This window comes from Paracoccus albicereus (assembly GCF_024359525.1).
In the GTDB taxonomy this organism is placed as follows: domain Bacteria; phylum Pseudomonadota; class Alphaproteobacteria; order Rhodobacterales; family Rhodobacteraceae; genus Paracoccus; species Paracoccus albicereus.
The window spans coordinates 368,477-393,963 of sequence record NZ_JAKZEU010000004.1 but is presented as its reverse complement, the minus strand read 5'-3'; the positions used below and the strand labels follow the sequence as shown (position 1 = coordinate 393,963).

At 65.8% G+C, this 25,487-nt stretch carries 30 protein-coding genes and 1 tRNA gene; 20 read left to right on the top strand and 11 right to left on the bottom strand.

What is annotated here, in order from left to right; all coding sequences use genetic code 11:
• Nucleotides 1–31: 31 nt before the first annotated feature.
• The 4 genes from MLD63_RS13000 to MLD63_RS12985 all read right to left on the bottom strand — a co-directional run bounded on the left by MLD63_RS13000 (nucleotide 32) and on the right by MLD63_RS12985 (nucleotide 1,894).
• Nucleotides 32–634, bottom strand: a complete 603-nt coding sequence (locus MLD63_RS13000; RefSeq protein ID WP_255330330.1) for an SCO family protein — start codon at nucleotides 632–634, stop codon at nucleotides 32–34.
• A 1-nt stretch (nucleotide 635) separates the two neighbouring features.
• The gene (locus tag MLD63_RS12995; protein ID WP_255330329.1) at nucleotides 636–1,229 is read right to left on the bottom strand and encodes a copper chaperone PCu(A)C; all 594 of its coding nucleotides are present in this window, start codon (nucleotides 1,227–1,229) and stop codon (nucleotides 636–638) included.
• 92 nt (nucleotides 1,230–1,321) lie between these two features.
• Nucleotides 1,322–1,747 carry a DUF2946 family protein gene (locus MLD63_RS12990; RefSeq protein WP_255330328.1) on the bottom strand — a complete coding sequence of 142 codons (426 nt, stop codon included), beginning with the start codon at nucleotides 1,745–1,747 and terminating at the stop codon, nucleotides 1,322–1,324.
• 70 nt (nucleotides 1,748–1,817) lie between these two features.
• Nucleotides 1,818–1,894 (bottom strand) — tRNA-Arg (locus MLD63_RS12985).
• Between the two features lie 92 nt (nucleotides 1,895–1,986).
• On the opposite strand from MLD63_RS12985, the gene MLD63_RS12980 reads away from it, so the two are divergent.
• The 13 genes from MLD63_RS12980 to MLD63_RS12920 all read left to right on the top strand — a co-directional run bounded on the left by MLD63_RS12980 (nucleotide 1,987) and on the right by MLD63_RS12920 (nucleotide 12,720).
• The gene (locus MLD63_RS12980) at nucleotides 1,987–3,009 is read left to right on the top strand and encodes a LacI family DNA-binding transcriptional regulator (RefSeq protein WP_255330327.1); all 1,023 of its coding nucleotides are present in this window, start codon (nucleotides 1,987–1,989) and stop codon (nucleotides 3,007–3,009) included.
• Nucleotides 3,010–3,062: 53 nt separating this feature from the next.
• A complete protein-coding gene (locus tag MLD63_RS12975) occupies nucleotides 3,063–3,869 on the top strand; it encodes a S49 family peptidase (protein ID WP_255330326.1) in 807 nt (268 codons plus the stop codon).
• Nucleotides 3,870–3,971: 102 nt separating this feature from the next.
• A complete protein-coding gene (locus MLD63_RS12970; protein ID WP_255330325.1) occupies nucleotides 3,972–4,898 on the top strand; it encodes a calcium/sodium antiporter in 927 nt (308 codons plus the stop codon).
• Nucleotides 4,895–5,668: an SDR family oxidoreductase gene (locus tag MLD63_RS12965; RefSeq protein WP_255330324.1), complete on the top strand. Its 774-nt coding sequence runs from the start codon at nucleotides 4,895–4,897 to the stop codon at nucleotides 5,666–5,668. Before MLD63_RS12970 ends, MLD63_RS12965 begins: the two co-directional genes overlap by 4 nt.
• 299 nt (nucleotides 5,669–5,967) lie before the next feature.
• Entirely contained in the window at nucleotides 5,968–7,839 is a 1,872-nt protein-coding gene (uvrC, locus tag MLD63_RS12960) for an excinuclease ABC subunit UvrC (RefSeq protein WP_255330323.1), read from the top strand.
• A gap of 4 nt (nucleotides 7,840–7,843) precedes the next feature.
• Nucleotides 7,844–8,599, top strand: coding sequence for a DUF429 domain-containing protein (locus tag MLD63_RS12955; RefSeq protein ID WP_255330322.1), 756 nt, complete (start codon nucleotides 7,844–7,846; stop codon nucleotides 8,597–8,599).
• A 95-nt stretch (nucleotides 8,600–8,694) separates the two neighbouring features.
• On the top strand, nucleotides 8,695–9,075 hold the full coding sequence (locus tag MLD63_RS12950; RefSeq protein ID WP_255330321.1) for a hypothetical protein: 381 nt from the start codon (nucleotides 8,695–8,697) through the stop codon (nucleotides 9,073–9,075).
• A gap of 65 nt (nucleotides 9,076–9,140) precedes the next feature.
• The gene (gene pgsA, locus MLD63_RS12945) at nucleotides 9,141–9,773 is read left to right on the top strand and encodes a CDP-diacylglycerol--glycerol-3-phosphate 3-phosphatidyltransferase (protein ID WP_255330320.1); all 633 of its coding nucleotides are present in this window, start codon (nucleotides 9,141–9,143) and stop codon (nucleotides 9,771–9,773) included.
• Nucleotides 9,763–10,014 (top strand): molybdopterin converting factor subunit 1, encoded by a 252-nt coding sequence (moaD, locus tag MLD63_RS12940; RefSeq protein ID WP_255330319.1) that lies wholly within the window; start codon nucleotides 9,763–9,765, stop codon nucleotides 10,012–10,014. Before pgsA ends, moaD begins: the two co-directional genes overlap by 11 nt.
• A 1-nt stretch (nucleotide 10,015) precedes the next feature.
• On the top strand, nucleotides 10,016–10,450 hold the full coding sequence (locus tag MLD63_RS12935; RefSeq protein ID WP_255330318.1) for a molybdenum cofactor biosynthesis protein MoaE: 435 nt from the start codon (nucleotides 10,016–10,018) through the stop codon (nucleotides 10,448–10,450).
• Nucleotides 10,451–10,457: 7 nt separating this feature from the next.
• Nucleotides 10,458–10,979: a hypothetical protein gene (locus MLD63_RS12930; protein WP_255330317.1), complete on the top strand. Its 522-nt coding sequence runs from the start codon at nucleotides 10,458–10,460 to the stop codon at nucleotides 10,977–10,979.
• 53 nt (nucleotides 10,980–11,032) lie between these two features.
• Nucleotides 11,033–12,403, top strand: a complete 1,371-nt coding sequence (locus MLD63_RS12925; protein WP_255330316.1) for a glutamate--cysteine ligase — start codon at nucleotides 11,033–11,035, stop codon at nucleotides 12,401–12,403.
• Between the two features lie 62 nt (nucleotides 12,404–12,465).
• Nucleotides 12,466–12,720, top strand: coding sequence for a hypothetical protein (locus tag MLD63_RS12920; protein WP_255330315.1), 255 nt, complete (start codon nucleotides 12,466–12,468; stop codon nucleotides 12,718–12,720).
• 48 nt (nucleotides 12,721–12,768) lie between these two features.
• Here MLD63_RS12920 and MLD63_RS12915 read toward each other — a convergent pair whose 3' ends face one another.
• The 5 genes from MLD63_RS12915 to MLD63_RS12895 all read right to left on the bottom strand — a co-directional run bounded on the left by MLD63_RS12915 (nucleotide 12,769) and on the right by MLD63_RS12895 (nucleotide 17,180).
• Nucleotides 12,769–13,827: a glycerophosphodiester phosphodiesterase family protein gene (locus MLD63_RS12915; protein ID WP_255330314.1), complete on the bottom strand. Its 1,059-nt coding sequence runs from the start codon at nucleotides 13,825–13,827 to the stop codon at nucleotides 12,769–12,771.
• A gap of 111 nt (nucleotides 13,828–13,938) precedes the next feature.
• Nucleotides 13,939–14,523: a glycerol-3-phosphate 1-O-acyltransferase PlsY gene (plsY, locus tag MLD63_RS12910; protein ID WP_255330313.1), complete on the bottom strand. Its 585-nt coding sequence runs from the start codon at nucleotides 14,521–14,523 to the stop codon at nucleotides 13,939–13,941.
• Entirely contained in the window at nucleotides 14,520–15,782 is a 1,263-nt protein-coding gene (gene pyrC / locus MLD63_RS12905) for a dihydroorotase (RefSeq protein WP_255330312.1), read from the bottom strand. Before pyrC ends, plsY begins: the two co-directional genes overlap by 4 nt.
• Nucleotides 15,779–16,216, bottom strand: coding sequence for a hypothetical protein (locus MLD63_RS12900; protein ID WP_255330311.1), 438 nt, complete (start codon nucleotides 16,214–16,216; stop codon nucleotides 15,779–15,781). Before MLD63_RS12900 ends, pyrC begins: the two co-directional genes overlap by 4 nt.
• Nucleotides 16,209–17,180: an aspartate carbamoyltransferase catalytic subunit gene (locus MLD63_RS12895; RefSeq protein WP_255330310.1), complete on the bottom strand. Its 972-nt coding sequence runs from the start codon at nucleotides 17,178–17,180 to the stop codon at nucleotides 16,209–16,211. The genes MLD63_RS12900 and MLD63_RS12895 overlap by 8 nt, the downstream gene beginning before the upstream one ends.
• 145 nt (nucleotides 17,181–17,325) lie before the next feature.
• On the opposite strand from MLD63_RS12895, the gene MLD63_RS12890 reads away from it, so the two are divergent.
• The 3 genes from MLD63_RS12890 to MLD63_RS12880 are packed head-to-tail and all read left to right on the top strand — an operon-like array spanning nucleotide 17,326 to nucleotide 19,699.
• On the top strand, nucleotides 17,326–18,702 hold the full coding sequence (locus MLD63_RS12890) for an MATE family efflux transporter (RefSeq protein ID WP_255330309.1): 1,377 nt from the start codon (nucleotides 17,326–17,328) through the stop codon (nucleotides 18,700–18,702).
• 30 nt (nucleotides 18,703–18,732) lie between these two features.
• Nucleotides 18,733–18,969, top strand: a complete 237-nt coding sequence (locus MLD63_RS12885; RefSeq protein WP_255330308.1) for an Lrp/AsnC ligand binding domain-containing protein — start codon at nucleotides 18,733–18,735, stop codon at nucleotides 18,967–18,969.
• Nucleotides 18,970–18,985: 16 nt separating this feature from the next.
• Nucleotides 18,986–19,699 (top strand): SDR family oxidoreductase, encoded by a 714-nt coding sequence (locus MLD63_RS12880; protein WP_255330307.1) that lies wholly within the window; start codon nucleotides 18,986–18,988, stop codon nucleotides 19,697–19,699.
• Between the two features lie 42 nt (nucleotides 19,700–19,741).
• On the opposite strand, the gene MLD63_RS12875 is transcribed toward MLD63_RS12880, so the two are convergent.
• Together MLD63_RS12875 and MLD63_RS12870 are read right to left on the bottom strand one after the other, a co-directional pair.
• Entirely contained in the window at nucleotides 19,742–20,185 is a 444-nt protein-coding gene (locus tag MLD63_RS12875; protein WP_255330306.1) for an META domain-containing protein, read from the bottom strand.
• A gap of 70 nt (nucleotides 20,186–20,255) precedes the next feature.
• Complete coding sequence (locus MLD63_RS12870) at nucleotides 20,256–21,863, bottom strand: acyl-CoA dehydrogenase family protein (RefSeq protein ID WP_439957664.1); 1,608 nt, start codon at nucleotides 21,861–21,863, stop codon at nucleotides 20,256–20,258.
• A 315-nt stretch (nucleotides 21,864–22,178) separates the two neighbouring features.
• On the opposite strand from MLD63_RS12870, the gene MLD63_RS12865 reads away from it, so the two are divergent.
• Genes MLD63_RS12865 through MLD63_RS12850 form a run of 4 tightly spaced genes read left to right on the top strand, consistent with a single transcriptional unit; the run spans nucleotide 22,179 to nucleotide 25,478 of the window.
• The gene (locus MLD63_RS12865) at nucleotides 22,179–23,126 is read left to right on the top strand and encodes an alpha/beta hydrolase (RefSeq protein WP_255330305.1); all 948 of its coding nucleotides are present in this window, start codon (nucleotides 22,179–22,181) and stop codon (nucleotides 23,124–23,126) included.
• Between the two features lie 30 nt (nucleotides 23,127–23,156).
• The gene (locus MLD63_RS12860) at nucleotides 23,157–23,921 is read left to right on the top strand and encodes a sulfite exporter TauE/SafE family protein (protein WP_255330304.1); all 765 of its coding nucleotides are present in this window, start codon (nucleotides 23,157–23,159) and stop codon (nucleotides 23,919–23,921) included.
• Nucleotide 23,922: 1 nt separating this feature from the next.
• On the top strand, nucleotides 23,923–25,065 hold the full coding sequence (gene dapE, locus MLD63_RS12855; RefSeq protein WP_255330303.1) for a succinyl-diaminopimelate desuccinylase: 1,143 nt from the start codon (nucleotides 23,923–23,925) through the stop codon (nucleotides 25,063–25,065).
• Nucleotides 25,062–25,478, top strand: coding sequence for a GNAT family N-acetyltransferase (locus tag MLD63_RS12850; protein ID WP_255330302.1), 417 nt, complete (start codon nucleotides 25,062–25,064; stop codon nucleotides 25,476–25,478). The genes dapE and MLD63_RS12850 overlap by 4 nt, the downstream gene beginning before the upstream one ends.
• The last annotated feature ends 9 nt before the right edge of the window (nucleotides 25,479–25,487 follow it).

Sequence of the window (25,487 nt, the reverse complement as noted above, 5' to 3'; positions counted from 1 at the left end):
GGCGACGGCGCGTATTGCGCCGCCTGAATCGTCAGCTGGCCATCAGGTCGCGCAGCGTTTGCATCGAACGCTCGTGATCCTGCTGATAGCCGATCGGGGCGAAGAACTGGCCCTGATCGTCGAACAGCAGCACCTGGGACGAGTGGTTCATCGTGTATTCGCCACCGTCCTGTTCAACCTTCTGGGCGAAGACGCGGAAGGCCTTGATCGCCTTCTGCACTTCCTCCGGTTCGCCGGTCACCCCCGTCACACCGGGCACCCACGAGACGTAGTCACCCAGAACGTCCCGTGTGTCGCGCTCGGGATCGACGGTGATGAAGAACGTTCGCAGCGTTTCGCCCTCGGCCTCCAGATCCTCTTGCCAGGCCATGATCTCGCCCAGCGTTGTCGGACAGACGTCGGGACAATGCGTGAAGCCGAAGAAGACCGCCGAGGGTGCGCCGACCAGGTCGGCCTGCGTGAAAGGCTGCCCGTCCGCCGTGACAAGGCTGTATTCGCCCTGTCCCAGCGTGCTGAACATCTCGCGCTGATCCATCGGCTGCGGCCGAAGACCAATCCAGACAAAGCCTAGGGCCGCCAGCGCGACCAGCGACCACAGGCCGATGCGCAGCATCCGTATGCTGTTTCGCGTCATCTCAATGCCCCGCATGCGGATCGGCCTGGTGATCATCGTCACCGGCAGCGCGTGCGTTGAAGGCCTGGACTGACAGGGGAACGGTGACGTCGCCTGCCTTCTCGAAGGTCAGGGTGACGTCGACGCTTTCGCCTTCAACCAGCGGCCCCGCTAGACGCATGAACATGAGGTGGTAGCCGCCCGGTTCCAGCATGACCGTCTCGCCGGCGGGGATCGGCAATCCATCCTCGAGCTTGCGCATCGTCATGACGTCGCCGTCCATCGCCATCTCATGGATTTCCATCACGCCGGCGACGGGCGAGGCTGCGGCGATCAGGCGATCGTCCGTCGTGCCGTCGTTGGTTACGGTCAGAAAGCCGCCCGCGACCGGCGCGTTGGGAAGCGTGGCGCGGGTATAGGCAGCGCCAAGGGTCAGGTCGCCCGCCTGCACCTTTGCATTGGCGTCGGGCATTGCCACCGTGGCGGCCGTCTCTGCCGCTGATTCCGAATGTTCGTGGTCGTGATTGTGGTCTTCGCTACCATGAGCCAGGGCGGTGGCGACCGGATTGGCAAGCGTGAATGCGGCAGAGGCCGCGAGGATGGTGAAACGGTTCATGATGGAACTCTCGTCTTGAATAGGGTCCGAGCGGCCGCACGACATGATCTGCGCGCGCCACATTTGATGGCCTTGTCGGCCAGCGAACGATGTCAGACGAGAGCGGGAGGGCCGCGGGCTGCCGGTGTCAGAACCTCGGCGCGACGTGCGGAGAAAGGAACGTCGATCGAGTAGGCGGTACGCAGGGCCAGCATCGGCGCGGCGATGAGGGCAGGGCCGCCATCCGACATCGACGGCTGCGCGTGCAGCGCCCAGTCACAGGTCGAGGTCTGCGGATGATCGGCTGGTGCGTTGTCGTCGATCCTGTGGACCTGACCGTCGGGCGCCATGATCGCCTCGACGACACCGTCCCCGGTGCACAGGACGATCCGGACACCCGCCGGTCCGGCTTGAAGCATCGTGCCTTGGCTGATCGTCGCGAAGAGCAGGAAGGGCAACAGCAACAACCAACCGAACGCCCTCAGGCCCGGCAGGCCGGGTAAGAGCGGTATTGCAAGCTGTGCGTCACGACGGATCAAGGTCGGTCCTTGGCGTAATGACGCCGATTTACCGGATACCGGGTCGTTTGGGAAGGTCGGCAGATGAAGCTGGTGACCCCGACAGGATTCGAACCTGTAACCTGCCCCTTAGGAGGGGGCTGCTCTATCCAGTTGAGCCACGGGGCCATGCCCGTCTTTTGACTGGCCGGACTGCGCTTGGCAAGCTGGACGCTGGTCCTGTCGTCCGCTAACATCCCGCGCACGCCAAAAGGTCCTTCATGAACCCGCCCCCCGCCAGACGACCCCTGACGCTGCGCGACGTCTCCGAGGCATCGGGCGTCAGCGAGATGACGGTCAGCCGCGTCCTGCGCAATCGCGGCGACGTTTCGGCCGCGACGCGCGAGAAGGTGCTGACGGCCGCGAAGTCGCTGGGTTACGTCCCGAACAAGATCGCGGGCGGTCTTGCCAGTCAGCGGGTCAATCTGGTCGCTGTCGTGATCCCGTCGCTGTCCAACCTTGTCTTCCCGGACGTCCTCGGCGGCATTTCCGCCGAACTGGACGATACCGGGCTGCAGCCGGTCGTCGGCGTCAGCAACTATTCTCCGGCGCGTGAAGAAACCGTGCTTTACGACATGCTGTCCTGGCGTCCTTCGGGCGTGATCCTGGCCGGGCTGGAACACAGCGCCGCCTCGCGCGCGATGTTGCAGAATGCGGGGATCCCGATCGTGGAGATCATGGATACGGACGGGCAGGGGATCGACACGTTGGTCGGCATCTCGCATATCCGCGCGGGACGCGAAATGGCCGACCGGATCGTCGCCAGCGGCTATCGCAGGATTGGGTTCGTCGGCACCCACATGCCCGAGGATCATCGCGCCCGCAAACGCCTTGCCGGCTTCGAAGAGGCTTTGTCTGGGCACGGTCTGCAACTGGAAGCGCGCGAGTATTACCAGGGCGGCTCATCCCTGCTGAAGGGGCGTGAGCTGACCGAACGCATTTTGGCGCGCGCGCCGGATCTGGATTTCCTGTATTATTCCAACGACATGATCGGCGCGGGTGGCTTGCTCTACTGTCTCGACCGCGGCTTCGACATTCCCGGACAGATCGGGCTGGCCGGTTTCAACGGGGTGGATATGCTGGACGGGTTGCCGGTCCAGTTGGCCACCACGGACGCGCGACGGGTGGAGATCGGACGCCGTGCGGCGCGGATCGTCGCCGGAAAGGATGTCCCGCCGCCCGATCGCGTCGTCGCGTTGACGCCGACCTTTAGCCCCGGTGACACGATCCGACAGGCTGGCTGACGCCACGCCGTCGACTGCTTGCCGCGGGGCGTCGCGCCCCCTATGTCGGGACGATGCGAATTCCGTTTCTTTCCCCGCGTTTGCCGCGCATCGCTGTGATCCGTCTGCACGGCGTGATCGGCGTGCCTGTTCGCAATGGTGCCGCCGGATTGTCCGACGCGGGCCTCGCCCCGATCCTCGAACGTGCATTCCGGCGCGGCAAGCCCGCTGCGGTTGCCCTGTCGATCAACTCGCCCGGGGGATCGCCCGTGCAGTCGTCGCTGATCGCCGCGCGGATCCGTCGGCTGGCGGAACGCCACAAGCTGCCGGTGCATGTCTTCGTCGAGGATGTCGCGGCGTCGGGCGGCTATTGGCTGGCCTGCGCGGGAGACGAGATCTGGGCTGATGAATCCTCGATCCTCGGCTCGATCGGGGTGATTTCGGCGGGATTCGGCTTTCATGAACTGATTGCGCGGTGGGGGATCGAGCGGCGCGTCCATACCGCAGGACGATCAAAGTCGACGCTGGACCCGTTCCGCCCTGAGAAACCCGAGGACGTGGAGCGGCTGCAAGGCATCCTCGATCCCATCCATGAGGCGTTCAAGGCGCATGTCCGCGCGCGGCGCGGCGCGAAGCTTGCGGCGGACACCGACCTCTTCACCGGGGAATTCTGGCCCGGACGGCGTGCGATAGAGCTGGGTCTGGCCGATGCGATCGGCCATCTGGAGCCTGTCATGCGCGAACGCTACGGCGACAAGGTCAAGTTTCTGACCTACGGTCTTCGCGTGCCGTGGTTCCGCCGCATCGGTTTGTCGGCGGACGCGCTTCTGGACACCGGCGAGGAACGCGCGGCATTCGCGCGGTTCGGGATCGGCGGATGATCAAGATCGTCCTGGCATTTCTTATCGTCGTCGTCGGCCTGGCAATCGTTGCGGGGCCTGGCTTCCGTCGCATTATGGCAAAACTTCTGGGGATATCGCGTCGTGATCGTTGATCTGCTTTTCGTGTTGGCCGGGATCGGGTTGCTGGTTGTAGGCGGCGACCGGTTGATCCGCGGTGCAGTGAACCTGTCCCTGCGGCTGGGGATCGCACCCGCAATCGTCGGCCTGACGGTCGTTGCCTTCGGCACCTCGGCCCCCGAATTGCTGGTTTCCGTTTCTGCCGCGCTGAACGGGACCACGGACATCGCGCTTGGCAACGTCGTCGGATCGAATATCGCGAACGTGCTGATCATCCTCGGCTTCTGTGCGGCGGTGACCGGCATTCCCACGCGCGGCCTGGATCTTCGCGAAAGCTGGGTGATGATGATGGCCGCATCGGCGGCCTTGGTGCTTCTTGCGCTGCTGGCTCCCATCGGGCGGCTGGACGGCCTTCTGCTGCTTGTGATGCTCGGACTGGTCCTGTGGCGGCAATTGTCCACGGCCGAGCCTGCGGCCGAAACCGAACTGGAAGGCGCCGACGCCAAGGCCAGCCGCCGGATGATTGCGGTGTGGCTGGCCATGGGTCTTGTCGCATTGCCCCTGGGGGCACAGCTGCTGGTCACGGGTGCGGCCGATATCGCGCGTCTTTTCGGCGTCAGCGAGGCAGTGATAGGGCTGACCCTGGTCGCTGTCGGAACCTCGCTGCCCGAGCTTGCCGCATCGCTCGCCTCGGCGCGGGCCGGGCGCGCCGACATGGCGTTGGGCAATGTCGTCGGATCGAACCTGTTCAACATCCTGGCGATCCTGGGCATCACCGCGGTGATCGCACCGTTGCCGGTCCCGCGTGAAATGATCCGTCTCGATATCTGGGTGATGCTGGCCAGTTCCGCGCTGCTGTACCCGTTCCTTTTCCGTGGCCTGCGAATGGGCAAGCGGGTGGGGCTCGCGTTGATCGCGCTTTATGCCGCCTATCTGATGGTGCTGCTGTGAGTGTCGCGCTGGTCACCGGTGCCGGCAAGCGCATAGGTCGAGCAATAGCGCTGTCGTTGGCAGGGCGCGGATACGACGTGGCGATCCATTATCAGTCGTCGGCCGACGAGGCCGAGGCGACCGCCGAGGAGGCCCGCGCGATGGGCGTCGTGGCGCGGACCTTCCAGGCCGACCTGCTGGACGTCGCGGCGACGCGGGCGCTGATCCCCGATATCGCCGCCGCGATGGGTCAGCTGTCGGTCCTGGTCAACAACGCCTCGATTTTCGAATACGACAATCTTGCCAGCGCCACGCCGGAAAGCTGGGAGCGTCATATCGGCTCGAACCTGCGGGCCCCGTTCTGGCTGATCCAGGCCTTTGCCGAACAAGCGCCCAAGGCCGACCGTTCGGGTACCGAACCGGTGGCGCAATCCATGATCGTCAACATGCTGGACCAGCGAGTCTTGAAGCCTACGCCGGAGTTCATGACCTACTCGCTGGCCAAGGCAGGTCTGTGGGCACTGACGCGGACCAGCGCGCAGGCGCTGGCGCCGGACATCAGGGTGAACGGGATCGGCCCCGGTCCGACCGTACAGGGCATCAGGCAAAGCGATGAGCATTTCGCCGGACAACGCGCGGCCACGATTCTAGAGCGTGGCGCCGACGCAGGCGACGTGACCGCGGCGCTGTCCTACCTGCTGGAGGCAAAGGCGGTCACGGGTCAGTTGATCTGCGTCGATGGCGGCCAGCACCTGGGATGGCGGACGCCCGATATACGGGGCATCTCGTAGGTTGTCGCGGCCGCGAACGCGCAACTTGTGCACCGTCACGAACGGCTTCACGAAAGCTTCATGAATCTGGTTTGAAAATCAGTGCCTTGCCAAGATCACATAAAATATCGTTCCAGATCAATGCATTGTATTATTGCCTAATCATTGGGCAAACCTCGATACAACCTCTAATTGCTGGTGTTTCGGATACCAGACCAACCCTCACCCACAGACTTATCCACAGATTCCGTGGACAGGTTTGTCCTTGATCCGACCGCCGGAAACTTGCAGTCGAAGGCGGGAATCACTTTCTTGATGACATGACAGACGCCCAGACCGGCAAGCCGCCCCGAACGGGTCAGGCCGCCATCCAACGCTATCTGCGCAATCTCGAATCCAGCCCCGGTGTCTATCGGATGCTGGATGCTCAGGGTGCGGTTCTCTATGTCGGCAAGGCCCGCGATCTGAAGGCGCGGGTGTCGAATTATGCGCGCGTCTCGGGCCATTCAGCGCGCATCACGCGGATGATCCGCGAGACCCATTCGATGATGTTTCTGACGACGCGCACCGAGACCGAGGCGCTGCTGCTGGAACAGAACCTCATCAAGCAGCTGAAGCCGCGCTACAACGTGCTGTTGCGCGACGACAAGTCGTTCCCGAACATCCTGGTCGCCAAGTCGCACGCTTTTCCACAGATTAAGAAGCACCGCGGCGCCAAGTCCGAGAAGGGCGATTACTACGGTCCCTTCGCCAGCGCCGGCGCCGTCAATCGGACCCTGACGCAACTGCAGCGGGTCTTTTTACTGCGCAATTGCTCGGACAGCACCTTCGAGACGCGGACCCGCCCGTGTCTTCTGTTCCAGATCAAGCGTTGTAGCGCGCCCTGCGTCGGCCGGATCTCGGCCGAGGATTACGGCGCGCTGGTCGGTGACGCGGAACGCTTCCTGCAGGGTAAGTCCACCGCGATCCAGGCGCAGCTTGGCCGCGATATGGCCGAGGCGGCGCAGTCGATGGAGTATGAGCGTGCAGCCGCCCTGCGTGACCGGATCCGGGCGCTGACGGCGGTCCAGTCGGTGCAGGCGATCAACCCCAAGGGCGTGGCCGAAGCCGACATCGTCGCGCTGCACATGGAAAATGGGCAGGCCTGCGTGCAGGTCTTCTTCATCCGCGGCAACCAGAGCTGGGGCAATCGCGACTTCTACCCGCGTCTCGGCGGGGCAGAGAGCGCGGATGAGGTCATGCAGGCCTTCCTGCTGCAATTCTACGATGACAAGCCGCCGCCGCGGCTGATCCTGCTGTCGCACGGCGCCGAAGACCCGGAACTGACGGCCGAGGTTCTGGCCGAACGCGCCGGACGGAAGGTGGAACTGGCCGTCCCGCAGCGTGGCGAAAAGCAGGAACTGGTCAACAACGCTCTGCGCAACGCCGCTGAAAGCCTTGCACGGCGGATGTCGGAAAGCGCCGCGCAGGCGCGGCTTCTGGAAGGCGTGGCCGAGGCGTTCGAACTGCCCGCCGCGCCCCGCCGGATCGAGATCTACGACAACAGCCATATCCAGGGCGCGGCTGCCGTCGGTGGCATGATCGTCGCGGGGCCGGAGGGCTTCATCAAGAGCCAGTACCGCAAGTTCAATATCAAGGGCACCGAGATCACGCCCGGCGACGACTTCGGCATGATGCGAGAGGTGCTGACCCGTCGTTTTCAGCGTCTGCTGAAGGAGGACCCGGATCGGCAGACCGAAGCCTGGCCGGACCTTCTGCTGATCGATGGCGGCGCGGGCCAGGTTTCGGCGGTCGAGGGTATTCTTGGCGATCTGGGGGTCGAGGACATACCGATCATCGGCGTCGCAAAGGGCATCGACCGCGACCAGGGCAAGGAAGAATTCCACCGCCCGGGCGCCCGGCCGATGGCCCTGCGGATGAACGATCCGGTTCTGTATTTCATCCAGCGTCTCAGGGACGAGGCTCACCGCTGGGCGATCGGCACCCACCGCGCGCGGCGCGCGAAACAGGCCTTGGCCAATCCGCTTGATGACGTTCCGGGCGTCGGCGCGGCCCGCAAGCGTGCGTTGCTGGCGCATTTCGGCAGCGCCAAGGCTGTGCGCGGGGCGGCGATGGCCGATCTGCAGGCTGTCGACGGAATCAGCGCGGCGATGGCCAAGACGATCTACGACCATTTCCACGCGCAAGGCTGATCCATTGCGTGTCGTTCTGGGGATCGACGCCGCCTGGACCCTGCATCATCCCAGCGGTGTCGCACTGGCAGTGGAGGAGGGCGCCTGGCGGCTCGCCGGGGTCTGGCCCAGCTACGCCGCCTTCCTCAACAGCGATGTCCTGCCAACGACCGCGTTGCTGATTGCGCGGTGCGTCGAACTGGTCGGCGCACCGCCCGATCTGGTGACGGTCGACATGCCGCTGTCGCTGGACCCGATCACCGGGCGGCGGGCATCGGACACCGGCGTCAGCCGCGCCTTCGCGGCGCGGGGTGCCGCAACCCATTCGCCAACTGCGCTGAGGCCGGGGCCCGTCGCGGACCGCCTGCGCGCGGACTTCGCGGCGGCCGGCTACCCGCTGCTGACCAAGGGGCAACCTGGCCGCCTTGCCGAGGTCTATCCCCATCCCGCGCTGATCCACCTGATGGGCGCCGACCGGCGCCTGCCTTACAAGGTCGCGCGCGCGGCGAAATATCGACCCTTGCTGCCACCCCAACCGCGCAAGCAGCGCCTGGTGGAGCAGTGGCGCGCGATCCTCGACCGGCTTGACTGCGTTTTACCGGGCAGTTCGACGATGCTGGCGCTGCCCGATCCTCAGGATCGGTTGGCTGCGCTGAAGGCTTTCGAGGATCAGTTCGACGGCATCATCTGTGCCTGGGTCGCAACCGAAATCCTCGATGGGCGGGCGACCGCCTATGGCGACGACAGATCGGCGATCTGGGTGCCTGAACCGCCGCGCTAAGGGGTTGGTAAGGCAGTACCTCACGGCGGGAACAAAATCGCGTTATGATTGTTCCCTGCTCAGACATCCGCACAATCTGACCGAAGGAAGCGATCATGCCCCTCACTGCCATGATGCCCGACCGCGCCCTCTTCGTCCTGCGTGCCCCTGACGACGGCATCGGCCGCGCGGATTGGGGAGATTTCGACGCCGAACCGTTGACGATGGCCGCGCGGGTCACCGACGTGAACGTGACCGGCAGCGACCCCACGATCCAGGTCCGCGCCGAAGACGGCCTGAACTGGACCATCGACCTTACCGGGCGCAGCCGCATTCGCGACGCGGGGCTGACCCCGCGCGACATCGGTCCGGGCGACGATATCGTGGTGCTTGGCCATCGCAGCCACCATTTCGGTGAAAGCCGGATCAGGGCGTTGCGCCTTTCGACCGGCGGCCGGGACTTCGACCTGCACCCCGAGGCGTTGGCCGAAGCCTGATCGGTTGGGCCGTCGTCCTACCGGCGGCCCTTCCCCCCGGCGCGCGGGTTGCCTAGATTGGCGCCATGCGCTGGACCGTTCCGAACATCCTGACCCTGTTCCGCCTGATCGCCGCGCCGCTGGTGCCGGTCATGTTCCTTTATTTCGCGCGGCCATGGGCGGACTGGGCGGCTTTGGCACTGTTCGTCCTCGCCGCCGTGACGGATTGGATCGATGGGCATCTGGCGCGAAGCTGGGAACAGGAAAGCCGCTTTGGCGCCGCGATGGACCCGATTGCCGACAAGGCGATGGTGGTGATCGCCTTGGTCGTAATCACGGGCTATTCCGGCATGAACCCATGGCTGATCCTACCTGTCGCCGTGATCCTGTTCCGCGAGGTCTTTGTGTCTGGCCTGCGCGAGTTCCTGGGTGACGATGCGCGCGCGCTGAAGGTGACCAAGGTCGCCAAGTGGAAGACGACAGCGCAGATGGTCGCGATCTCGGTCCTGTTCCTCGGCACCGGGCTCGCCTTCGTCGAACGGGGGCAGCCGCCGCGTGTGGGCGAAACCGGGCTGCCCTGGTCGGACAGCTGGTCCGATCTCGCAACGCAGGTCGGTCTGGCGCTGATCTGGGTGGCGGCGGCGCTGACCGCCTGGACCGGGTGGGACTATTTCACGAAGGCGCTGCCCTGGCTGAAGGAGCCGAAGGGTGAAGCTTGACGTCCTTTACTTTGCATGGCTGCGCGAACGCGTGGGCCAACCGCGCGAGCGGGTCGAGACGAAGGCCGCGACGGTGCGCGATCTGGTCGTCGAATTGCGTGCGATCGACGATTATCACGACGCCGCGCTGTCCGATCTGACGGCGGTCAGGGTCGCCGTGGACCAGCAGCTGTCCGATCTCGACACGCCACTTGCGGATGCCCGCGAGGTTGCGTTCTTCCCGCCGATGACCGGTGGCTGAGATGGCCATCCGCGTTCAGTCCGAACCGTTCGACCTGTCCGCCGAACTGGCCGATTTCGGCGCGGGGGCCGGCGCGATCGTGACCTTTTCGGGCATCGTGCGCGATGACACCGGCGCGATGGTGGCGCTGGAGCTGGAACATTATCCAGGCATGACCGAATCCGCGTTGACCGACATCGCCGACCGCGCCGCGGAGCGCTGGAACCTCACGGACTGCCTTGTCATCCATCGACACGGTCGGCTGGCGGTGGGCGAGGCGATCATGATGGTCGCCACCGCCGCCCGCCACCGGGCCGAAGCGTTTCAGGCCGCCGAATACCTGATGGACTACCTCAAATCCCGCGCGCCGTTCTGGAAGCGCGAGATCGGCCGCGACGGCGCAGGTTCCTGGGTCGAGGCGAAGGGCAGCGACGAAGACGCGCTGACGCGATGGTAGATCGCGCATGATCCGACCGGGCGTGCAGCGCCTTGCGCGGGATTGGGCCGAAGTCGGGGCGGCCATTGTAATCGGGCTCTTTTCGCTTTGGATGACGTTCTGGGGCGGATGGTTCTTCGCGGCGCTCGGCCTGTTCGGCGTCGGCGTTTCGCTGGTCTGGACGCTGGGCGCAATCCGCAGGCGCCGCTTCCACCACGACATCGCCGCGCCCGGCATGGTCGAGATCGACGAAGGCGCGGTGCGCTATTACGGCGCCCAATTGTTGGGCGGGCAGCTGGCGCTGCGCGACTTGACGGAGATTCGGCTGTTGCGGCTGAACGGCCATCTGCACTGGCGTCTGAAAAGCGATGACGGGCAGGCGCTGCTGGTGCCTCTGGAAGCGGCAGGGGCAGAAAGCCTTGCCCACGGGTTCGCCGCACTGCCCGGAATGGACATGGGGGCGATCAGCAACGCGCTTCGCCGCGGTGCCGGGCCGGACGCGCCCTCTGCGACCACTGTATGGAGCCGGCGGGATCGCGGCTTGACTTGACCCCGGCCTGTTGCCACCTGTGGCCGACTGGCAAACCGTGAAAGGCCCGTCCCATGTCGATACCCCAGCAGGGCGGTGGCCCCATCGAAAGCCGCGACCAGCTGGCCGCCTATGTCGCCTCGGGCGAGAAGCCGAAGGCCGACTGGCGGATCGGGACCGAGCACGAGAAGTTCGGCTATCGCAAGAACGATCACCTGCCGCTGCCCTACGAGGGTGATTGTTCGATCAAGGCGATGTTGACCGGTCTGCAGGAACGCTTCGGCTGGGAACCGATCCTGGAACAGGACAACATCATCGGGCTGCAGCGCGACGGCGCCAATGTCAGCCTCGAACCCGGCGGTCAGCTTGAACTGTCCGGCGCGCCGCTTGAGACGATCCACCAGACCTGCGACGAGGTGAACCAGCATCTGGCCGAGGTGAAGGCCGTCGCCGATGACCTTGGCGCCGGTTTCATCGGTCTCGGCGCGGCACCGATCTGGTCGCAGGACCAGATGCCGATGATGCCCAAGGGGCGCTACCGGCTGATGACCGATTACATGGGGCGCGTGGGCGAGCTTGGCACGCAGATGATGTACCGCACCTGCACCGTTCAGGTGAATCTGGATTACGCATCGGAAGCCGACATGGTGCAGAAGCTGCGCGTCGCGCTGGCGCTGCAGCCGGTGGCGACCGCGCTTTTCGCCAACTCTCCCTTCCTCGACGGCAAACCCAACGGGATGAAAAGCTGGCGCGCCCATATCTGGCAGAACCTGGACGAGGCGCGTACCGGGATGCTGCCCTTCGTGTTCGAGGACGGTTTCGGTTATGAGGCGTGGGTGGATTACGTCCTGAACGTGCCGATGTATTTCGTGTATCGCGACGGCAAGTATATCGACGCGCTGGGGCAAAGCTTCCGCGACTTCCTGAAAGGCGAACTTCCCGCGCTGCCGGGCGAAATCCCGACCTTGTCCGACTGGGCCGACCACATGACGACCGTCTTCCCCGAGGCCCGGGTGAAGAAGTTCATCGAGATGCGCGGCGCCGATGGGGGACCGTGGCGCAGGCTCTGTGCACTGCCGGCGCTGTGGGTCGGGTTGCTTTACGACCAGTCCGCACTGGATGCGGCAAGCGATCTGATCAAGGGCTGGGACCACGACACCCGCGAAGGCCTGCGCCGCGCGGCGGGGAAAGAGGCGTTGGCGGGTGAATATAACGGCGTCAAGCTGCACGACCTGTCACGGCAGGTGCTGGAAATTGCCGAGGCCGGGCTGAAATCTCGCGCGCGCCCGGGCGCGGGCGGTCTGATCCCGGACGAGACGCATTTCCTGAACGCGCTGCGCGAAAGTGTCGACAGCGGCATCGTTCCCTCGGACGAGCTTCTCGCGAAGTATCACGGCGAATGGCAGGGCGATCTGTCGCGGATCTACGCCGAATATTCCTATTGAGCTTGCCCGACCTCCGTTCGGGTGCGACCGTCACCCGGACGCATTTTCGGAAGGGAAGCTTCATGCGCGACTTTTTCATCCTGTGGATGGAGCGGATCATCAATGTGGTGATCGTGCTCGGCGCGATCGCGGTTCTGATCGGTGGCGGCGCCGCGTTGTTCGGGCCGCAGGGCGGCATCCTGCAGGCGTTGGCGATCTGGATCGGCGGCGCGCTTTACCTGATCATCATGGGCGGATTCGTCTATCTTGGCCTGGGCATCTACAACAACACCCGGCGGACCGCCGAGGCTGTCGAGCGGATGGCGAACCGGCCGTAAGAAAAGCCCGGCGCGCCGTAGCGCGCCGGGCCCAAGCTCGCAGCGATGTCAGGCGGCCTTGCGGCGCAGCCACGCGAATCCGCCAAGACTGGCCAGCAGCAGCGGCATTCCCGCCGGCAGCGGCACCGGTGCGGGCGATTGCGCATCCACCACAGCGCGACCGAAATCGGTGTAGTCGGTGAAGAAGCCGTCCAGACCCCAGTCGAGATAAGGGTTGATCAGCGCGAAGGCCTCATCCTCGGACAGGGGCCGGAACGTGTAGGCATGCACCTTCAGACCAAGGGCGTGGGCGTCGCGGATGAACGCCTCGGTGATGCCGCCGAAGCTGACGCCGACGCCGGTCGCGAATTTCGCGATATCGGCCAGCGAGTTCGTTCCGTCCGATCCGCGCACGCCGTAAATGCCACCCGACAGCACGACAGAGCCCAACTGTGCGAGTTCGGCTTCCATGCCGTTCTCGGCCAGCAGCGCATTCAGGTCGACGACGCTTTCATTGGCGAAGGTCTGCAGGATCACGCGATCTTCGGCGCTGGTGTATCCCTTGTCCTTCAGCACCTCGATGATCCGGCGGTTCTTGACCGGATCGTGCGGCGCTTTCGATTCGGGATAGATGCCGATCTTGGTGCCGTTCGCCGCGTTGTAGGCCGTCAGCGTGTCCAGCACTTCGCCAAAGGTGGGCACCTTGTAGGGATCGGCCATGCTGGGCGTGAAGCCCGGATAGGTCGAGTCGGGTTCCGACAAGGCACCGGTCGGTTTGACCGTCAGCGTCTTGATCTCGGCCAGTGTGAAGTCGCTGACCCGGTAGCTGCCATTCCTTGCGGCGAAGAGCGACGAGACATTGGTGGTCCGCGTCAGCGTCGTGTCGTGCATCGCGACCAGATGGCCGTCGCTGGTCAGTTGCAGGTCGGGCTCGATGTAATCGGCCCCCATCTGCATCGCCAGCTCATAGCTGCCCAGCGTTTCTTCCGGCAGGTAGCCGCTGGCGCCGCGATGGGCGACCACGATCGGCGCGGTGCCGTCCAGCGTGTCGTAGGTGGCGGCATGTACCGGGGCGGCGACAAGCGGCATGGCCAGCAGCGCGGCCAGGGTCAGAAATCGTATGGGCATCGGGTCCTCGTCAATCAGAGCGGGTAAAGGTTAACCCGCTCCTCCTAATCGGCCGATCTGACAGAATGGCGACAGTTCGAACTCATCTTCGTGACGGTTCGCGGGCGCCTCTTAACCCTTGCCGCCGATCTTCGGTTCGGTCCCTGCGCGCAGGCGGGCGATGTTGGTGCGGTGACGCACGAAAATCAGGATCGCCATGAAGGCGACGGTCAAGGCCAGCGCGGGCCGCCCCATCGCGAGTGCCACCAGCGGGCTCGACGCCGCCGCGATCAGCGCCGACAGCGACGAGATACGCAGGATCACCGCGACCGCGAGCCAGGTCGCACAGGCTACCAGGCCCAGCGGCCAGTAAAGCGCCAGCACCGTGCCCAGGAAGGTCGCGACGCCCTTTCCGCCACGAAAGCCCAGCCAGACCGGGAAGCAATGGCCCAGGAACGCCGCCGCGCCCGCGATCATCGCGGCACCCTCGCCGCCGAAATGGCGCGCCAGCAGTACCGCGATGGCGCCCTTGCCGCTGTCCAGAAGCAGCGTCGCCAGCGCCGCAGGCTTGTTGCCGGTGCGCAGAACGTTGGTCGCGCCGATATTGCCCGACCCGATGGCGCGCAGGTCACCCAGACCAAGCGCGCGCGTGATGACCAGACCGAAGGGGATCGCGCCAAGAAGGTAGCCGATCACCGCCCACAGGATTGCGATCATCCGAACACCCTTTCGCCCGCGACCCAGGTCCCCAGCACCTTGCCCTGCATCCGGGCGCCGTCAAAGGGCGTGTTCTTCGATTTCGATTTCAGTGTGAAGCGGTCCAGCACGAAGGGCGCGTCGGGGTCGAACAGAACCAGATCGGCGGGGGCGCCCTTGGACAGCCGTCCCGCGTCCAGCCCAAGCCGCTTTGCCGGGTTCAGTGCCATCGCGCGCCACAATTGCGGCAGGCTGAGCGCGCCCGAGTGGTAAAGCCGCATCGCCGCCGGCAGCAGCGTTTGCAGGCCGACCGCGCCGGGGGCCGCCGCTTCGAACGGCAGGCGTTTGCTCTCTTCGTCCTGCGGTGTGTGAAAGGACGCGATCACGTCGATCTCGCCATCCGCGACCGCCTGCACCATCGCCAGCCGATCATCTTCCGACCGCAGCGGCGGGGTGAAGCGGAAGAAGGTGCGGTAATCGCCCACGTCGAATTCGTTCAGCGTCAGGTGATGGATCGAGGTGCCAGCGCTGACGTCCAGCCCCGCCTTGCGCGCCCGGCGCAGCGCGGGCAGGGCGTCCGCCACGGTGATCTGGTCCGCGTGCCACCGGCAGCCCGACATCGCGACCAGCGACAGGTCGCGGTCCAGCCCGATCACCTCGGCCATGGGCGAGACGGCGGGGATGCCATAGAGGCTCGCGAACTTGCCCGATGTCGCCGCCGCGCCCTTCGACAGCCCCGCATCCTGCGGATGGCCCACGATCAATGCGCCGATGCCTTTCGCATAGGCCATCGCCCGCGACAGCACCTTGGTGTCGGTGACGACCCGCACCCCGTCGGTGAAGGCCACCGCGCCCAGGTCGTACAGAAACCCGATCTCGACCATCTCGCGCCCTTCGCGCGCCTTGGTCAGCGCGGCCATGTGGCGGATATGGACCGGCGCGTCGGCAGCACGGCGGGCGACGAATTCCAGCGCCTCGGGCGTGTCGATCGGCGGCACCGTGTCGGGGCGCACGATCATCGTGGTGACACCACCGGCGGCAGCGGCAAGGCCCGCCGAACGGAAGCTTTCCTTGTGCCGCTCCCCCGGCTCGCCGATCTTCACGCCCCAATCGACGATCCCAGGTGCGAGCGCCCGCCCGTTGCAATCGATGACCGTCGCGCCCTCCGGCGCATCCGTGCCGAGGGCGGCAATACGCCCGTTCTCGACCGTCAGGCTGCCCGGCTCGTCCGACAGGCCCTCGGGATCGATCAGCCGGGCGTTCTGGAAATGCATGATCATGGACGGCCCCCGGTCGAGTTTCTCAGGCAGATTTCGGTGATCTGCCGCGACACGGCGCCGAGCCCCGACACCCCGCGAATGGTGATCGGCATGTGGCCCCGCTGGCTCAGCTTCAGCGCGTAGATCAGGCGGCGGATGCGGAGATTGGCATCCAGATCGAGGCTGCGCCCGCCCGGTGCGATGATGCGGCGGTCTGTCAGCACCCATTCCCGGCCGCGATCCATCAGCCAGCCAGCAGACAGGATCACCGCCCCGAACAGCGCCACCGCGATCACGAAGCGCCCGCCGTCGAAACCTTGTTCGCCCCAGGCGATCAGCCCCAGGATGATGCCTGCGATCAACGTCGCCACACCGGCGGAGCGCAGGATGGCGCGGTCCTCGGCCCGGATTACGCGCTCCACCGTCTCGCCCGGCTGAAGGTCCGGCTCAGCCATCCCACAGCCCCGGCCCGGCCAGTGCGCGCCCGCGTTCGGCGCGTAGATTCCTGGCCAACAGGTCCATCGCCGCCATGCGCACGGCGACGCCCATTTCCACCTGATCCTGGATCACGCTGCGGTTGATGTCATCGGCCAGCGTTCCGTCGATCTCCACCCCGCGGTTCATCGGGCCGGGATGCATCACGATCGCGTCCGGCGCGGCCAGAGCCAGCTTTTCGGCGTCCAGCCCCCAGCGATGGAAATACTCCCGCTCGGACGGGATGAAGCCGCCGTCCATCCGCTCGCGCTGAAGCCGCAGCATCATCACCACGTCGGCGCCTTTCAGGCCCTCGCGCATGTCGTCATAGACCTCGCAGCCCAGATCGGCGACGCCCGCGGGCATTAGCGTCCGCGGACCGATCAGTCGCAGCCGGTTTTCCATCTTGCCCAGCAGGATCAGGTTCGACCGGGCGACGCGGCTATGCGCGATGTCGCCGCAGATCGCGATGGTCAGCCGGTGCAACCGCCCCTTGGCACGGCGGATCGTCAGCGCGTCCAGAAGCGCCTGCGTGGGATGTTCGTGCCGCCCGTCGCCGGCGTTGATGACTGCGCAATTCACCTTTTCCGCCAGCAGGTTCACGGCCCCCGATTGCGGATGGCGCACGACCAGAATGTCGGGATGCATCGCGTTCAGCGTCAGCGCCGTGTCGATCAGCGTCTCGCCCTTCTTGACCGACGAATGGGCGACCGACATCGACATCACGTCGGCGCCAAGACGCTTTCCGGCCAGCTCGAAGCTGGCCTGCGTGCGGGTCGAGTTCTCGAAGAACATGTTGATCTGGGTCATGCCGGCCAGCGCGTCGGAATGCTTCACCGTGCGCTTGTTCAGATCCACATAGGTTTCGGCCAGATCCAAGAGCGTCACGATCTCGGGCGGGCCGAGATGGTCGATGCCAAGCAGGTGGCGGGCGCGGAAAGTCATGGGCGCTCCTTCGGGATTGGCCCGGGGGACAAGGCCCCAGAACTGACCCGTCTATTGCAGAAGCGCCGGGTCCGGGCAAGCGTGCGGCGTGGCCCTAGGCGGGCAGGGACTTGCCGGTTTCATGGGCACGGGATAATGGCGGATCATGCCCCTCGCGAAACTTCGCCCCGACCTGATCGCCACGCTGGCGCTTGGCCTGCCGTTGATCGGCAGCCATGTCGCGCGCATGGCAATCGGCGTCGCCGATACAGTGATGGTCGGCTGGTACGGTGTCGAGGCGCTGGCGGCGCTGGTCCTGGCCTCGGCGATGTTCCTGCTGCTGTTCCTGCTGGGCTCCGGCTATGCCCTTGGCGGGTCCGGGCTGATCGCGGGCGCGCGCGGGCGCGCCGATGATGTCGAGGTCCGCCGGGTCACCCGCATGGCGCTGTGGCTGTCCGTGCTGCATGCCGTGGCGATGGCCCCGCTGCTGTGGTGGTCGGGGCCGATCCTGATCGCGCTGGGGCAGGTGCCCGCCGTCGCGATGCTGGCGCAGGACTACCTTCGTATCATGATCCCCGCGATGCCGCTGGTGCTGGCGGGGATGGTGCTGAATTCCTATCTGTCCGCGCTGGGACGTCCATCGCCCGTGATGTGGATCACGCTGGCGGGCCTGCCGCTGAACGTGGCGCTGAACTGGGCCTTCATCTTTGGCGAGTGGGGCGCGCCGGAACTGGGCGTCGCGGGTGCCGCCGTCGCCAGCCTCACGGTCAATGCCGCGCAGCTTGCGGGCCTTCTGGCCTATGCGCTGTGGCTGCCCGAGGCGCGCCGCTACACGCTGATGCGGCGGTTCTGGCGGCCCGACTGGCCGGCCTTCTTCCGCCTGTTCCGTCTGGGTCTGCCGATCGGCGCGGCCGTGGTGGCCGAGGTCGCGCTGTTTGCTGGCACCAACATCATGATGGGCTGGATCGGGACCACGGAACTGGCCGCGCACGGCATCGCGCTGCAGATCGCCTCGCTGGCCTTCATGGTCCATCTGGGGCTGTCGAACGCCGCCACGATCCGCGCGGGAGAGGCGTTCGGTCGCGGCGATTTCGACGCATTGCGCCGGGTCGGCGCGGCGGTGCTTGTCCTCTCGCTGGCCTTCGCGCTGGTGGTTGTCGGCATCTTCCTGACCTGGCCCGAGGATCTGGTGCGGCTTTATCTCGACCGCGCCAACCCGGCCAGCGGGCAAATCCTGCTGGTGGCCGTGGGGCTGATGTTCTGGGCGGCGGTGTTCCAGATCGCGGATGCGGCGCAGGTGATCCTGCAGGGCCTTTTGCGCGGCGTGCAGGACACGCGCGTGCCGCTGGTCCTTGCCATCATCGGCTATTGGGGCTTCGGGCTGACCGGAAGCTATCTCTTCGCCTTCACGCTGGGCCTTGGTCCGGCGGGGCTGTGGATGGGACTGCTGACCGGTCTTTCCGTCTCGGCCTTGCTTCTCTGGCTGCGCTTCCATCGCGGACTGGGCCGCGGGGGCTGGACCGTGCCGCAGCGGGCGGGCTAGCATCGCCGCGACGCCCAAGGAGAGCAAATCATGCGCCCCGTCTTCGTCCAGTTCCGCTGCGCGCCCGGCAAGACCTACGAGGTCGCCGATGCGATCTACGACCGCGAGGTGGTCAGCGAGCTGTTCTCGACCAGCGGCGAATACGACCTGATCGCCAAGGTCTACATCCCCGAGGATCAGGACGTCGGCCGCTATCTGGCCGAGAACCTGTTCGACATACCCGACATCCACCGCACCCTGACCACGATGACGTTCAAGGCGTTCTGATGGGCAAGGCGTTCTGATGCCGGTGATGGTCATCACCGGTGCATCTGCCGGGATCGGCCGCGCCGTGGCCGAACGTGCGTTGGCGGCGGGCTGGCAGGTCGCCGGCCTCTCGCGCCGTGAAAAAGCGCCCGATGGTGCCCTGGCGATCGCCTGCGACGTGACCGATCCCCGCGCGGTCGAGACTGCCTTCGACCAGGTCGTGACCGAACTGGGGCGCATCGACGTGCTGTTCGCCAATGCCGGCGTGTTTCCGAAATCCGGCCTGATCGATGAGATCGCGGACGACGACTGGCGACAGGCGGTAGCGGTGAACCTGGACGGAATGTTCTTCGCCTGCCGTGCGGCCTTCGCACGAATGCGGGCACAGGACCCACAGGGCGGACGGATCATCCTGAACGGATCGGTCAGCGCGCAGGCGCCGCGTCCACGGGCGGCGGGTTATACGGTGCCGAAACATGCGCTGTCGGGACTGACAAAGCAGATCGCGCTTGACGGACGCGCCTTCAACATCGCCGCAGGCCAGATCGACATCGGCAACGCGCAGACGGAGCTGGCGGATCAGATCGGGAAGGGCGTGCCTCAGGCCGACGGCTCGGTCCGGGCAGAACCGATGATGCCCGTGGCAGAGGCAGCGGAAGCGGTGCTGCGCATGGCGGACCTTCCGGCCGGCACGAACGTGCTGCAGATGACTATCATGGCCAGCGCGATGCCACTGGTTGGCCGCGGCTGACGGCAGGGGAAAGGGCGCGGTCCTACCGCGCCCATCCGTGAGTTACCGGCCCAGACGCGACAGCGGACCGCCGGGGATGCCCGGTTCCAGCTGCATGTAGGTCGCGCCGCGGATCTGCAGGACGCCGCCCTCCCACACCACATCCGTTGCCTGCGTCAGCGCCTGGAAGTAGCGGCTTTCGAAGTCGCTGCCCGGGCAGGCGAGATCGGTCCAGGTCATCTCGGCAACGCGGAAGCTCGGGTATTCACCCTGAACGTTGCCGCTGAACGTGTTGCAGGGGCCGCGTCCCGAGAAGCCAGCCGACGTCAGCACCAGCGTCGCGTCGCGTTGCGGCACGGCTTCGGCGCCGAGGCTGACAAGGTAGTACGGTCCCAGCGGAATGCCGTTGACGCTGCCCGTCGTCTGGGCGGGGCCGGCGGGCGTCATCGGTTGACAGGCGGCAACCAGCGCAAGCGAAGACAGGGCAAGGGCGGCGGAACGGATCATGAGGGGCAGCTCCTTCAAGAATATTCTTGTGACGCAACACTTTATCCAGCCCGTTCGTTCCCGGCAACAATCAGCCCAGCAAACGCCTTGCGATCACCTGCGCCTGGATTTCGGCGGCCCCCTCGAAGATGTTCAGAATCCGTGCGTCGCACAGCACGCGGCTGATCTGATATTCCAGCGCGAAACCGTTTCCGCCGTGGATTTGCAAGGCGTTATCCGCTGCCGCCCACGCGACCCGCGCGCCCAGCAGCTTGGCCATCCCCGCTTCCAGATCGCAGCGATGACCGTGATCTTTTTCCCACGCCGCGAAATAAGTCAGCTGTCGCGCGATCATGATTTCGACAGCCATCATCGCGAGCTTGTCAGCGACGCGCGGAAAATGGATCAGCGCGCGGCCGAATTGCTTGCGGTCCAGCGCGTATTGCAGGCCCAGTTCCAACGCGTTCTGCGCCACACCGATGGCGCGGGCGGCAGTCTGGATGCGTGCGCTTTCGAAGGTCTGCATCAGCTGCTTGAAGCCCTGTCCGGTGACGCCGCCCAGCAGATTCTTCCCGCTGACGGGGAAGCCGTCGAAGCCCAGCTCGTATTCCTTCATGCCGCGGTAGCCCAGAACCTCGATCTCGCCGCCGGTCATGCCCTCGGTCGGGAACGGGTCGTCGTCAGTGCCGGGCGTCTTCTCGGCGATGAACATCGACAGGCCGCGATAATCGTCCGTGTCAGGCTCGGTGCGGGCCAGCAGCGTCATGATATGGGTGCGCGCGGCATGGGTGATCCAGGTCTTGTTGCCGGTGATCCGCCAATCCTCGCCATCCCGCACCGCCCGCGTGCGCAGGCTGCCCAGATCCGACCCGGTGTTCGGCTCGGTAAAGACCGCGGTGGGCAGGATCTCTCCGCTGGCCAGGCGCGGCAGCCAGTGCTCCTTCTGTTCATCCGTGCCGCCGCCCAGGATCAGCTCGGCCGCGATCTCGCTGCGCGTCCCAAGGCTGCCCACGCCGATATAGCCGCGCGACAGCTCTTCCGAGACGACGACCATCGCGGCTTTCGACATGCCCAACCCACCCAGATTCTCGGGAATGGTCAGCCCGAAGACGCCCAGCTCGGCCAACTCCTCGATGATCTCCAACGGGATCAGCTGGTCCTTCAGGTGCCAGTCATGGGCGTGGGGCACGACCTTGTCCTCGGTCCAGCGGCGGAACTGGTCGCGGATCATCTCCAGATCCTCGTCGAGGCCCGCCGCCCCGAAGGTCGCCGCACCGCGCCGGTCGGCCAGTTGCGCGGCCAGGTCGGCGCGCGCTTCGGGGCTGTTGCCGGCCATCATCGCCCGGGCGGCATCGCTGGGTTGCCAGTCGATGCCCAGATCGCTCAGCCTTGCGAATTCATTCTGGCTCATCGGGATGCCGCCGGCGATCTGGCTCAGATATTCGCCGAAGCCGATCTTCAGGATCAGCGTCTCGACCGGTCCATCCACCCGCGCCGACCACGCCGCAAGCTGGCGCAGCGCCTCGACGTAGGTCGCCAACCAGGACAGGGCATGCGCCGCGTGCTGGTGCCGGTCCAGCAGGGTGGGATCGACCTTGGCGTCGGGTGCGACCCGCTCTCGCAGCGATGCCTTGGCGCGGTCCAGCAGGTCGTCCAACTCGGCCAGCACCGGCTCGGTCTGCAGCGGCATGTCCTTCATCGATCCAACCCTTCGCAAGCGATGCGGCAATGCGGCATGACTAGACACTTCGCAGCCGCAGCGCAATGATAATGCGCAGATCAGCGTTCTGTCGACCGAATATGTCGCGACCGATCCGGCTTGTGCCTTCCGCTACGTTACCTATAACGAGATCCGCGTCGCATCGCAGCACCTGCTGCATTGCTGCCGATGAAAGCCCGTCCGTATCTCGTCTGACGCCCCTTGCCAGACATGAGCCTCGCAGCCCGCTGCGCGCCAGACGGGCTTCGCTTTCGGCACAGCCGCGACGCGACAGATCAGGGAGGATACCGCATCATGAAACCGTTTCTGCTGGGCGCTGCAGGCGCGCTTGTCGCCACCTTCACCACGATCGGTGCCGCCGCCGCGCAGTCCGCGGACCGTGGCACCGTACTGTTCGACCAGACGGTCGAGACGGAAACCGTCAGCTGGGAGCCGCAATATTCCGTCTATCTGCCAGCCGGCTACGATCAGGGAGAGCGGAATTATCCCATCGTCTACCTGCTGCCGGGCGGCGCGGGCCAGACGCATCGCGACTGGTTTCTTGCTGGTGGCGCGGCCGAGACGCTGGACCGGATGATCGCAGATGGCGAGATCCCTCCGATCGTGGTCATCAGCCCCGATCCGCGGCGTACCAACCGGCCGGAATTCAACACCTACTACCTTGACGATTCCGATGGCAGCGAACGGTGGGAGACGATGTTCTTCGAGGATTTCGTCCCGCAGGTGGAAGAGCGTTACAACGTGCTGGCCGAACAGCAGTTTCGCGCGGCCGTGGGCATCTCGATGGGCGGGTATGGCGGCTTGATATACGCCTTCCGCCATCCCGATTTCCTGCAGGCCGTTGCGGCGATCGCGCCCGCGATCCGCACGGATGAACAGATCCTCGCCATGGACCAGCCCGGCTGGGACCGCCGCTACGGCCAGACCTGGGGTGTGGGGCTTGAGGGCGAGGCACGGCTCAGCGACCGCTACTACGCCGACAGCGTGTTCCGGCAGATGGAGACCGCGCAACAGGGCGGTACCATGCCTGAAACGAAGCTGATGATCGACACCGGGGCCAACGACATCTTCTTCGATGGCAGCGTGGTCCTGCACAAGATGCTGCTGACCGAAGGCGAAACCGAACGCACCCGCACCAGCGACCACCGGTTCATGATCCGCGAGGGGGGTCACGACTGGGCCTATTTCAGCTCGGGCCTGCCCGAGGCGCTGCGCTTCGTCACCGACGCGATGATGGAGTGATCGTGGCGACGCGAATGACAGGATCGGCCCATGTTCGGGCTTGAGATGTGGCAGGTCGTGGCCGCGATTGCGGTCACGGTCTTCGCGGGCTTCGTGAAGGGCGCCATCGGCTTTGCGATGCCGATGATCATGCTGTCGTCCTTCGGCTCGTTCCTGCCGCCCACGACCGCGCTGGCTGCGCTGATCCTGCCCACGCTTCTGACCAACATCCTGCAGGCGTTCCGGCAGGGCCGGGCCGAAGCCTGGCGCTCGACCATGGCCTTCCGCTGGCACATCGCGATGGTGCTGGTCTTCATCGCGATTTCAGCCGCCTTCGTCCGCGATATCCCGCAGGGGCTGATGTACGCGCTGTTGGGCATCCCCATCGTCGCCTTCGCACTGTGGCAATTGTCGGGTCGGCCGATCAACCTTCCCGTCCGCCATCGCCGCCGCGCCCAGATCGCGACGGGCGTCATCGGCGGGCTCTACGGCGGCATCTCGGGCATCTGGGGACCGCCGCTCATCGTGCTGCTGCTGGCGACCGGCACCGAAAAGCGCGACCAGATCCGCGTGCAGGGCGTCGTGTTCCTGGTCGGCGCGGTGATGCTGACCGTGGCGCATCTGTTCTCGGGCGTGCTGAATCCGCAGACGATTCCGCTGTCGGCGATGCTGTGCATTCCGGGGCTGATCGGCCTCTATCTGGGCTTTGCCTTGCAGGACCGGATGGATGTGGGGCAGTTTCGGCGCTGGACGCTGGCGCTGCTGGTCCTGACCGGCCTGAACCTGATCCGCCGCGCCTTCGAGATAGGATTCTGACATGACCGACGCCGCCGACCTGACCGCCCGCCTGATCCGCTGCCCCTCGGTCACGCCCGAAGAAGGCGGCGCGCTCGTCCTGCTGGGTGACATGCTGAACGACGCGGGTTTCGAGGTGCATCGCTGCGACAGGAACGGGACGCCGAACCTGTTTGCCCGCTGGGGCGCGAAAGGCGCGAACACCCGTGCCATCGGCTTCAACGGCCATACAGACGTCGTCCCGCCCGGCGATCCGGCATCCTGGACGCACCCGCCGTTTTCTGGTCATGTCGAGGACGGCGTGATCTGGGGAAGGGGCGCGACGGACATGAAATCCGGCGTTGCGGCCTTTGTCGCCGCCGCCATCGACTTCACACGCGAAACCCCGCCCGACGGCGCCGTCATCGTAACCGTGACCGGCGACGAGGAAGGCCCCGGCCGCGACGGCACCATCGCCATTCTCGACTGGATGGAGGCGAACGGCGAGCGCATGGACGTCTGCATCGTGGGCGAGCCCTCGAACCCCGAGACCTTCGGCGAGATGATCAAGATCGGCCGCCGCGGCAGCATGAACTTCCACATCACCGCGAAGGGCGTGCAGGGCCATTCCGCCTATCCGCACCGCGCGAAGAACCCTGTCCACGCGCTGACCCGCTTCCTCTCGGACCTGATCGCCGAACCGCTGGATCAGGGGACCGAGCATTTCGACCCGACCGGGTTGCAGATCGTCACCGTTGATTGCGGCAATCCGGCCAGCAACGTGATCCCCGAAAAGGTCACGGCCACCGTCAACATCCGCTTCAACGACAGCCATTCCTCGGACAGCCTGACGCGCGATCTGACCGCGCGCGCGAAGGCGGTCAGCGAGGAAACCGGCGTCGCGATCACGTTCGACACCCATGTCTCGGGCGAAAGCTTCCTGACCGCGCCGGGTCCCTGGGTCGATCTTGTGCGCGGCGTCGTCCGCGCGGAAACGGGCATCGACCCGGTCCTGTCCACCACCGGCGGCACCTCCGACGCGCGCTTCGTCAAGGACCATTGCCCGGTGGTCGAGTTCGGCCTTGTCGGCAAGCACATGCACGAGGTGAACGAGCGCGTCCCCGAAGCCCAGGTCCGCGACCTGCAGCGCGTCTACCGCCGCATTCTGGAAGGCTTCTTCGCGTGAGGATCGAACAGACCCGCGATCTGGACACCTGCCGCGCCCTGCGCCGCACGGTCTTCATTGAGGAGCAGAACGTCCCCGAGGCCGAAGAATGGGACGGCCGCGACGGCGAGGCGCTGCACCTGCTGGCCTGGGACGGCGAGCGCCCCGTCGGCACCGCCCGCATCCTGCTGCTGGGCGAGACCGGCAAGATCGGCCGCGTCTGCGTGTTGCAAGAGGCGCGCGGGACCGGCGTCGGCGTGGCGCTGATCCGCGCCGCGCTGGACGTGCTGCGCGGTCAGTCGGGCGTGACGCAGGCCAAGCTCGGCTCGCAGACCCATGCGATCGGGTTCTACGCGAAGTTGGGGTTCACGGTCGTGGGCGAGGAATACGACGACGCGGGGATCCCGCACCGGGATATGGTGCGCGGGGTATAGACCGCTGAT